General features: G+C 66.2%; 9 protein-coding genes. 7 read left to right on the top strand and 2 right to left on the bottom strand.

Annotated elements, in window-relative coordinates:
• Positions 1–6: 6 nt before the first annotated feature.
• The 3 genes from EJI01_RS24050 to EJI01_RS24060 are packed head-to-tail and all read left to right on the top strand — an operon-like array spanning position 7 to position 1,941.
• Positions 7–549 (top strand): NUDIX hydrolase, encoded by a 543-nt coding sequence (locus tag EJI01_RS24050; RefSeq protein WP_126839651.1) that lies wholly within the window; start codon positions 7–9, stop codon positions 547–549.
• Between the two features lie 41 nt (positions 550–590).
• Positions 591–818, top strand: a complete 228-nt coding sequence (locus EJI01_RS24055; protein ID WP_093108912.1) for a sulfurtransferase TusA family protein — start codon at positions 591–593, stop codon at positions 816–818.
• A 10-nt stretch (positions 819–828) separates the two neighbouring features.
• Positions 829–1,941, top strand: coding sequence for an SGNH/GDSL hydrolase family protein (locus EJI01_RS24060; RefSeq protein ID WP_126839652.1), 1,113 nt, complete (start codon positions 829–831; stop codon positions 1,939–1,941).
• Here the strand turns inward: EJI01_RS24060 and galU are convergent.
• Together galU and EJI01_RS24070 are read right to left on the bottom strand one after the other, a co-directional pair.
• Entirely contained in the window at positions 1,922–2,812 is an 891-nt protein-coding gene (galU, locus tag EJI01_RS24065; protein ID WP_126839653.1) for a UTP--glucose-1-phosphate uridylyltransferase GalU, read from the bottom strand. The two genes, EJI01_RS24060 and galU, sit on opposite strands and share 20 nt — an antisense overlap.
• Before the next feature lie 94 nt (positions 2,813–2,906).
• Positions 2,907–5,777 carry a valine--tRNA ligase gene (locus EJI01_RS24070; protein ID WP_126839654.1) on the bottom strand — a complete coding sequence of 957 codons (2,871 nt, stop codon included), beginning with the start codon at positions 5,775–5,777 and terminating at the stop codon, positions 2,907–2,909.
• A 136-nt stretch (positions 5,778–5,913) separates the two neighbouring features.
• Here EJI01_RS24070 and yaaA point away from each other — a divergent pair, with 136 nt between their 5' ends.
• Genes yaaA through queF form a run of 4 tightly spaced genes read left to right on the top strand, consistent with a single transcriptional unit; the run spans position 5,914 to position 9,332 of the window.
• The gene (gene yaaA, locus EJI01_RS24075; protein WP_126839655.1) at positions 5,914–6,699 is read left to right on the top strand and encodes a peroxide stress protein YaaA; all 786 of its coding nucleotides are present in this window, start codon (positions 5,914–5,916) and stop codon (positions 6,697–6,699) included.
• A gap of 2 nt (positions 6,700–6,701) precedes the next feature.
• Complete coding sequence (locus EJI01_RS24080; protein WP_126839660.1) at positions 6,702–7,541, top strand: 2OG-Fe(II) oxygenase; 840 nt, start codon at positions 6,702–6,704, stop codon at positions 7,539–7,541.
• 43 nt (positions 7,542–7,584) lie between these two features.
• Positions 7,585–8,478 carry an alpha/beta fold hydrolase gene (locus tag EJI01_RS24085; RefSeq protein ID WP_126839656.1) on the top strand — a complete coding sequence of 298 codons (894 nt, stop codon included), beginning with the start codon at positions 7,585–7,587 and terminating at the stop codon, positions 8,476–8,478.
• Positions 8,475–9,332, top strand: a complete 858-nt coding sequence (gene queF / locus EJI01_RS24090) for an NADPH-dependent 7-cyano-7-deazaguanine reductase QueF (protein WP_126839657.1) — start codon at positions 8,475–8,477, stop codon at positions 9,330–9,332. The genes EJI01_RS24085 and queF overlap by 4 nt, the downstream gene beginning before the upstream one ends.
• Positions 9,333–9,446 lie beyond the last annotated feature (114 nt).

The raw sequence follows: 9,446 nt of genomic DNA on the forward strand, positions 1-9,446 counted from the left end.
CGCGAAATGTCCGAGCACAAGTTCTGCCCGGCCTGCGCCACGCCGCTGGCCCACATCGAGCTGGCCGAGGACGGCGGGCCGAAGTCACGCCTGCGCTGCCCATCCTGCGGCTGGACCCATTGGAACAACCCGACACCGGTGCTGGCCGCGATCATCGAGTACCGCGGCCAGGTGCTGCTGGCGCGCAATGCCGCGTGGCCGCACAAGATGTATGCGCTGATCACCGGCTTCATGGAGGCCGGCGAGACGCCGCAGGAGGGCATCGCGCGCGAGATCAAGGAAGAGACGAACCTGGACGCCAGCGCGTTGAACCTGGTCGGCGTGTACGACTTCCAGCGCATGAACCAGGTGATCATTGCCTACCACGCGGTGGCCGATGGCGAGGTGCGCCTGTCGCCCGAACTGGTCGACTACCGGCTCTACGAGCTTGGCGCCCTCAAGTGCTGGCCGGCCGGCACCGGCTACGCGCTGGCCGATTGGCTGCGCACTCGCGGGCACGAGCCCCAGTTCATGGACTGGCCGCGGCCGGCAACCCCCGTGGCCGAATGAGCTGCCTAGAATCGACGCAGCTTCAAGGACAGGACAAGGCGATGGACATCCACAAAGAAATCGACACCCGCGGACTCAACTGTCCGCTGCCCATCCTGAAGGCCAAGAAATCGCTCAATGAGATGCAGAGCGGCCAGTTGCTGAAGGTGGTGTCCACGGATCCGGGCTCGGTGCGCGATTTCCAGGCGTTCGCACGCCAGACCGGCAACGACCTGGTCGAACAACAGACCGTCGGCACCGATTTCATCCACGTGCTGCGCCGCCGCTGACGGTGCCGCCGTGAAGCGCAGCGCACGCATTGCCGTACTGGCGCTTGCGCTGGCCGCCGCGGCCGCGCTGCTCACGTTGACCCTCTGGAGCGACGGCATGCCGCCCGATACCCCGCATCGTCCTCTGTCCAAGGCGATTCCGCTCGCTGTGCTTGGCGACTCGAACAGTCATTCCTACCAGGACCATGCCTGGTTTCCTTCCGATACCACCGAGCGTGGCGGCGCGTGGCGTTCACGCACTTTCCAGTGGACCGAGGTGCTCGCGCGCCTGCGCGGGCAGGAGCTGGACCTGGGGCCCTGGGTCCCCTGGGGTCGGCCCGGTGTGGTGGCGTGGGCGCGCGAACAACTGGGCCTGCGCGGCGGCCGGGCTCCGAAAAAGGAGGACTATCTCTACAACTTCGCGAATTCCGGTGCCGCTTGCAAAAACCTCATGGGAGGCCGTTTTCGCCAAGCGCCGCGCCTGGTCGCGCTGATGGACGAGGAGCCCGAGCGCTGGATGCGCGGCCTGGTGGTGATCCGCATCGGCCTCAATAGCTGGAGCGGACTGCTGGATCTCCAGGCGCGCGATCCTTCGGCGCCCGAACTGCGTGCCGCCACGGCCTATTGCGCCGGCGAGATCGGTGCCGCGGTCGCATTGATCCATGCCTCGCACCCGTCGACGCGCATCCTCCTGGTGGGCATCGGCAACGAAGCGGACGACCCCGCCAACTTCGATCGATGGCAATCGGCAGCCGAAACCACGAACATCGCGGCCGCGCTCGACGGCTTCAATGCAGCCATCCGCCGGTTGGCCGGCAGTGACCCCCGCCTGGCGTATTTCGACGATCTCGCGTGGTTCCAGGCCCGTTGGGGGTCGCGCAGTGCCGATGGCAAGCCGGACTACAAGACGGTCGCAATCGGCTCGACGCTGCAGGTGACGAACACGATTGGCGACGATCCCCGCAACGCCTTGCTGGCCGACCGCCACACCGGGCTGGCGTGGAACGCTCTGTGGGCGCAAGCCCTCGTGGCGCGCGTGAAGGATGCTTTCGGCCTACCGCTGACGCCGATCGCCGATGAGGAGTTGGTCCGCTTCCTCGAGCCGCTGGTGCTGTCGAATCCGCCTAAAGCTCCAGGCTCTTGAGGTAGTCGCGGAACTCGCCGCCCACCTCCGGGTGCGCGAGTGCAAGCTCGACGGTGGCCTGCAGGAAGCCTTCCTTGCTGCCGCAGTCGTAGCGCACGCCCTTGTAGGCATAGGCGTAGACCGATTCCTTCTTCATGAGCGCGGCGATGCCGTCGGTCAATTGGATCTCGCCGCCGGCGCCCTTGGGCTGGTTGCGAATCTCCTCGAACACGCCCGGGGTCAGGATGTAGCGGCCTGCCACGCCGAGGCGCGAGGGCGCGTCCTCCGGCTTCGGCTTCTCGACCATGCGATTGACCTTGACCAGGCCTTCCTCGATCGTGTCGCCGGCCACGATGCCGTAGCGCTTGACGTGTTCGAGCGGCACTTCCTGCACCGCCAGCAAGGAACCGCCAAGCCTGCCGAAAGCGCGTGTCATCTGCGCCAGCACGGGTTCGCCGTTCTCGGGGCCGACCATCAGGTCATCGGCCAGCAGCACCGCGAAGGGTTCGTCGCCGACCAGGTGTTCGGCGCACAGCACGGCGTGCCCCAGTCCGAGCATGCGGGGCTGGCGCACATAGGAGCAGGTCATGTCGTCCGGCATCACCGAACGTGCGATCTCGAGCAGCGCAAGCTTGTTGCTGGCCTCGAGCTGGCTTTCGAGCTCGTAGGCGGTGTCGTAGTGGTCTTCGATCGCACGCTTGTTGCGCCCGGTGACGAAGATCATGTCGCGAATGCCGGCAGCGTAGGCTTCTTCGACCGCGTACTGGATCAGGGGCTTGTCCACCACCGGCAGCATTTCCTTGGGCTGCGCCTTGGTGGCTGGCAGAAAACGGGTGCCGAAGCCTGCGACGGGAAACACGGCCTTGCGAATGCGCGCTGGTGAAGTGGACATGGGCTTTGCGTCTGATCGGGAAGGATGGATCGGAGGAGGAACGGCGCCTTTGCGCCGAACCCGAATACTAAAGCTCTCCGATGTCGAACGTCTGTCAGCCGAGGCGCACAAGCTGGTCGCGCAGCCGCTCGAGCGTGGCGCTGAAGTCCGCGAGCCGCTTGCGCTCCTGCTCGATTACCGCGGGCGGCGCCTTGGCGACAAAGGCTTCGTTGCCTAGCTTGCTGTTGACCTTGACGATCTCGCCTTCGACGCGCGCCAGTTCCTTGCCGATGCGGGCTTTTTCCGCGGCCTTGTCGATCTCCATGTGCAGGCAGATGCGCACGTTGCCGACCACTGCCACCGGCGCCGCCTCGGCAGCCGCAGCCCAGTCGGATGCGTGGTCGAAGACCTTCACTTCCTTGAGCTTGGCCAGCGCCTGCAGCACCGGTGCGGCATCGCGCAGAAAGGCGCTGCTCGCGTTGTCGTCGGCCACGGCATACAGCGGCAGGCGCGTGGCGGGCGAGACATTCATTTCGCCGCGCAGCGTGCGGCAGGCATCGACCAGCGACTTGAGCCGCGCGACGTGGGCCTCGGCCGCTTCGTCGATTTTCTCGGGCTGGGTCTTCGGATAGGCTGCGATCATGACCGACTCGCCCCGGCGGCCGGCCACGGGAGCCACCTTCTGCCAGAGCTCTTCGGTGATGAAGGGAATGACCGGATGCGCCAGTCGCAACAGCGTTTCGAGCGTGCGGATCAGCGTGCGGCGCGTGGCGCGCTTCTGCGCGTCGTCGCCCTGCTGGATCTGCACCTTGGCGATCTCGAGGTACCAGTCGCAGAACTCGTCCCAGGCGAACTGATAGATCGCATTGGCGACGTTGTCGAGCCGGTAGTCTTCGAAGCCCTTGGCGACCTCGGCCTCGACGCGCTGCAGCTGCGAGCTGATCCAGCGGTCGGCTTGGCTGAACTTGAGGTAGCCATGAGCCGGGCCGCCGACGGCGCATTCTTCCTTGGTGTGCTCGCGCAGACCGCAGTCCTGGCCTTCGCAGTTCATCAGCACGAAGCGCGTCGCGTTCCAGAGCTTGTTGCAGAAGTTGCGGTAGCCCTCGCAGCGCTTGTGGTCGAAGTTGATGTTGCGGCCCAGCGAGGCGAGCGACGCGAAGGTGAAGCGCAGCGCATCGGCGCCGAAAGCCGGGATGCCGTTTGGGAATTCCTTCTGCGTGTTCTTGCGCACGGCGGGCGCGGTCTCGGGCCGGCGCAGGCCCTGCGTGCGCTTGTCCAGCAGCTCGGGCAGCGCGATGCCGTCGATCAGGTCGACCGGGTCGAGCACATTGCCCTCGGACTTGCTCATCTTGTGGCCGTGCGAGTCGCGCACCAGGCCGTGGATGTAGACGTGCTTGAAAGGCACGCGGCCGGTGAAGTGCTTGGTCATCATGATCATCCGGGCGACCCAGAAGAAGATGATGTCGTAGCCCGTGACCAGCACGCTGGAGGGCAGGTAGAGGTCGTAGTCCAGTGTCTTCTCGGGCCAGCCGAGCGAGGAGAAGGGCACCAGCGCCGAGGAGTACCAGGTGTCGAGCACGTCCGCGTCGCGCATGAGCTTCTTGCCGGGCGCCTTGGCTTGCGCTTCGACCTCGTCGTGTGCCACGTAGACCTTGCCGTCCTCGTCGTACCAGGCCGGGATCTGGTGGCCCCACCAGAGCTGGCGCGAGATGGTCCAGTCCTGGATGTTCTCCATCCAGTGGTTGTAGGTGTTGACCCAGTTCTCGGGCACGAAGCTCACTTCGCCCGAGCGCACCGCATCGATGGCCTTCTGCGCGATCGACTGGCCTCCGGCGTCAGGCTTGGTCATGGCGACGAACCATTGGTCGGTCAGCATCGGCTCGACGACGGCGCCCGTGCGTGCGCAGCGCGGTACCGTGAGCTTGTGCTTCTTGGTTTCGACCAGAAGGCCGAGCGCCTCGAGGTCGGCCACCACCGCCTTGCGCGCGACGAAGCGGTCGAGCCCCCGGTATTTTTCGGGGGCGTTGTCGTTGATCGCGGCGTCCAGCGTCAGCACGCCGAGGGTCTGCAGGCCGTGGCGCTGGCCGACGGCGTAGTCGTTGTGGTCGTGCGCGGGCGTGACCTTGACCACGCCGGTGCCGAATTCGCGGTCGACGTAGTCGTCGGCGATCACCGGGATCAGGCGGTCCACCAGAGGCAGCTTGACGCGCCGGCCGATCAGTTGCTTGTAGCGCTCGTCCTCGGGGTGCACCATGACGGCGACGTCGCCGAGCATGGTCTCGGGCCGGGTGGTCGCCACCGTGAGGGTGCCCGTGCCGTCTTCGAGCGGATAGGCGATGTGCCAGAGGAAGCCATCTTCCTCTTCGCTCTCGACCTCGAGGTCGCTCACCGCGGTCTTGAGCACCGGATCCCAGTTCACCAGCCGCTTGCCCCGGTAGATCAGGCCTTCTTCATAGAGCTGCACGAAGGTTTGCGTGACGACCTTCGAGAGCTTCTCGTCCATCGTGAAGTATTCGCGGCTCCAATCGACCGTGTCGCCCATGCGGCGCATCTGGTTGGTGATGGTGTTGCCCGACTGCTCTTTCCACTCCCACACGCGGGCGACGAAGTTCTTGCGACCCAGGTCGTGGCGGCTGATCTTCTGTTCCTGCAGCTGGCGCTCGACCACGATCTGGGTCGCGATGCCCGCGTGGTCGGTGCCTGGCATCCACAGCGTGTTGTCGCCCTTCATGCGGTGGTAGCGCGCGAGGCTGTCCATGATCGTCTGGTTGAACGCATGGCCCATGTGCAGCGTGCCGGTCACGTTCGGCGGCGGCAGCTGGATCGCGAAGGAGGGCGCGCCGTCTTTCGGTTGCCCAGTGCCGCGGAAACCCGCGACCGCATAGCCGCGCCGTTCCCACTCGGGACCCCAGTGCGCCTCGAGGGCGGCGGGTTCGAAGGATTTGGAAAGGCTCTCGAGGCCGGGTTGGGACAAGGTGTCGCTCATGGCGGTGCAAAGACGAGCGGCATCCCGCAGGATGCCGCTGGTGGGGGTGGATGAGCGAAGGATTTTATTCGACTGCGGCGTGCGCCGTGTTCGATGCCTCGAGAGCAATCCGTCCGGGCCCGAAGATAATTCAGAGATGCTGTTTTTGATCTCGCCTGCGAAGTCGCTCGACTACGACACCCCGGTACCCGATGCGCTGCCCGCCACTCAGCCTCGTTTCGAAGGGCCGCGGGGCCCGGCCGCCGAGCTGATCAAGCTGCTGCGGCAGAAGTCGCCGCAACAGATCGCCGAACTCATGCGCCTGTCGGACAAGCTGTCCGCGCTCAATGTGGCGCGCTACGCTGCCTGGACCCCCAAGGGGACGGAGAAGAACGCCAAGCAGGCTGCGCTGGCCTTCGACGGCGATGTCTATGGTGGGCTCGACGCGAACACGCTCAGCGCGGCGCAGCTGGCCTGGGCGCAGGATCATGTCTGCATCCTGAGCGGCCTCTACGGCGTGCTCCGGCCGCTCGATCGGCTGCAGCCCTACAGGCTCGAGATGGGGACGCAGCTGGCCAATGGCCACGGCAAGGACCTCTATGCCTTCTGGAACTCACGCATTGCCGGCTACTTGAACGAGCGTCTCCAGGCGGATCGCACGCCGGTCGTGATCAACCTCGCTTCGCAGGAGTACTTCAGGTCGGTCGACCAGAAGGTGCTCAGGGCGCGAGTGATCGAATGCGTGTTCGAGGAATGGAAGAACGGCAAGTACAAGGTCATCAGTTTCTTCGCTAAGCGCGCCCGCGGCCTGATGGCGCGCTGGGCCGTGCTGCACAAGGCGGCCACGCCCAAGGTGCTGGAGAAGTTCGATCTCGAGGGCTACGGCTTCGATGCCGGGGCATCGTCGCCCGAGCGCTTCGTATTCAGGAGGAGAGCGGCATGAGTCTGGGGCAGGCAATCAGTCCCGAGTTGCGCGAGTGGGTTGTCGCGCAGCTCGCTGCGGGGCATTCGGTACCCAGCCTGCGAGCTTCGATGCGCGATGCCGGCTGGCACCCCGAGGTAGCGGAAGCCGCCCTGGCCGAGGTCGAGGCGCAGGCTGCGGGCGCGGCGGCCGTCACTCCGCCGCGTGCCGAGATGCCGGGGCCGGACCTGTCGACCTCGCCGCTCTACATCGACACCGGAGATCGCCTCGTCCAGGTGCTCCAGACGATGCGCCATCCGCGCGTCGTGGTGTTCGGCGACCTGGTGTCCGACGAGGAATGCGAAGGCCTGATCGCGGCCGCCCGGCTGCGGCTCGCGCGTTCCCTCACCGTCGAGACCCAGACCGGCGGCGAGGCGCTCAACGTCGATCGCACCAGCGACGGCATGTTTTTCGAGCGCGGCGAGAACGTCTTCGTCGCGCGGCTGGAGCAGCGCATCGCGACCTTGCTGCGCTGGCCGCTCGAGTTCGGCGAAGGCCTGCAGATCCTGCGCTACAGCCCCGGTGCGCAATACCGGCCGCACTACGACTACTTCGATCCCGCAGAGCCCGGCACTCCGACCATCCTGCGGCGCGGCGGCCAGCGCGTCGCGACGCTCGTGATGTACCTTCAGGAGCCTGAGCTGGGCGGCGCCACCACCTTCCCGGACGTCGGGCTCGAGGTTGCACCCAAGCGCGGCACCGGCGTCTTCTTCAGCTACGAGCGACCCGACCCTGGGACGCGCACGCTGCATGGCGGGGCCCCGGTGCTCGCCGGCGAGAAGTGGGTCGCGACCAAGTGGTTGCGGGAGCGCGAGTTCATCTAGCTCACCAGGGCCCGCGGCGCTCCTGCGGGTTGTCGACGACGCTATGAAACTGACAGCCAACGGCATCCAGATCGAGGTCGAAGACAGCGGCGGCGAGGGGCGCCCCGTGATTCTTCTGATCATGGGCCTGGGCATGCAGCTCATTGCCTGGCCGGACGCCTTCGTGCAGACACTGGTCGAGGCCGGCTTCCGGGTCGTGCGCTATGACAACCGGGATATCGGCCTGAGTCAGGGCTTCGACGAGGCCGGTACCGGCAACCTCGTCTGGCAGGCCGTGCGGCAGCGCATCGGTCTGCCGGTGCGCTCCGCCTACACGCTGCAGGACATGGCGAACGACGCGCTAGGCGTGCTCGATGCGCTGGGCATCGGGCTTGCCCACGTGGTGGGCGCGTCGATGGGCGGGATGATCGCCCAGCGCCTGGCAGCCGCCGCGCCGCAGCGGATGACCAGCTTGGTCAGCATCATGAGCTCGAGCGGCGCCCGCAACCTGCCGGGCCCGCGGCCCGATGTGGCGGCCGCACTCATGCGGCGCCCCGCCAGCCGGACCGAGGCCGCGCTGGTGGCGCACAGCCTGGGCTTTGTTCGCCTGATCTCTAGCCCTGCATATCCGCAGGAAGAGCGGGTGCTGACCGACCGAATCACCCGCGGGCTGAGGCGCGCGTACCGGCCGGCGGGCATCGTGCGGCAAATGCTGGCCATCGGTGCCGACAGCGGCCGCGAAGCCCTGCTGGCGCGCATTGCCAGCCCCACGCTCGTCCTGCATGGCGACGCCGATCCCCTGGTTCCCATCGCCTGCGGTCAGGACACCGCGCGGCGCATCCCGGGCGCACGCTTCGTGTCCGTGCCCGGCATGGGACATGACTTGCCGCCACAGGTGATCGACATCCTCCTGCAGCACATCGTCCCTTTTTTGCAGACAGCCGAGAAACGCGCATGAGCCTCGACAACACCCCCGAACAATCCCAGTTGGGCCGCGCCTCGGCTTACGTCGATCGCTACGACGCCGGCCTGCTGTTCCCGATTTCGCGCGCAACGCAGCGTGAAGCCATGGGCATCGCCGCCAATGCACTGCCCTTCTTCGGCGCCGACCTCTGGACTGCTTTCGAGCTGAGTTGGCTCAATCCTCGCGGCAAGCCCCAGTTGTCCATCGCGCATTTCACCGTGCCTTGCGAGACGCCCAACATCATCGAGAGCAAATCCTTCAAGCTCTATCTCAACAGCTTCAACAGCACGGTGTTCGCCGATGCGGAAGCCGTGCGCGAACGCCTGCGCACGGATCTGAGCGAAGCCTTGTGGCGCGGCAGCGACAGCGCCGCGGGCATCGGCGTGAAACTGGTCGCCCCCGACATGTTCGACCGCGAGCAGGTGCATGAACTCGACGGCCTCGATCTCGATCGGCTCGACATCGAATGCACGCACTATCAGCCGGCGCCCGAACTGCTTTCGAGCGACCCGACCCAGGTTCCTGTGGCCGAGACGCTCACCAGCCGTTTGCTGAAGAGCAACTGCCTCGTGACCGGCCAGCCCGACTGGGGCAGCGTGCAGATTCGTTACAGCGGCCCGCCGATCGACCAGGCGGGCCTGCTGGGCTACATCGTGAGCTTCCGCAATCACAACGAGTTCCATGAACCCTGCGTGGAGCGCATGTTCCGGGACATCTGGCGCCGCTGCCAGCCGGCGAAGCTGGCCGTCTATGCCCGCTATACCCGGCGCGGCGGACTCGACATCAACCCGTTCCGCACCAGTTGGCCGCAGGCACTGCCGGCGAACACCCGCATGGCGCGGCAGTAGCGGCAGCAGATAGCGGCGTTGCGCGCAAAAAGTTGAGGGGCAGTTGGCCGGCGCTCATAAACCGTGTCATAATCGAGGGCTCCGCTCAAGACGGCGAGCTGCTTTGGGATCCTC

The organism is Variovorax sp. MHTC-1 (genome assembly GCF_003984645.1).
In the GTDB taxonomy this organism is placed as follows: Bacteria; Pseudomonadota; Gammaproteobacteria; order Burkholderiales; family Burkholderiaceae_C; genus Variovorax.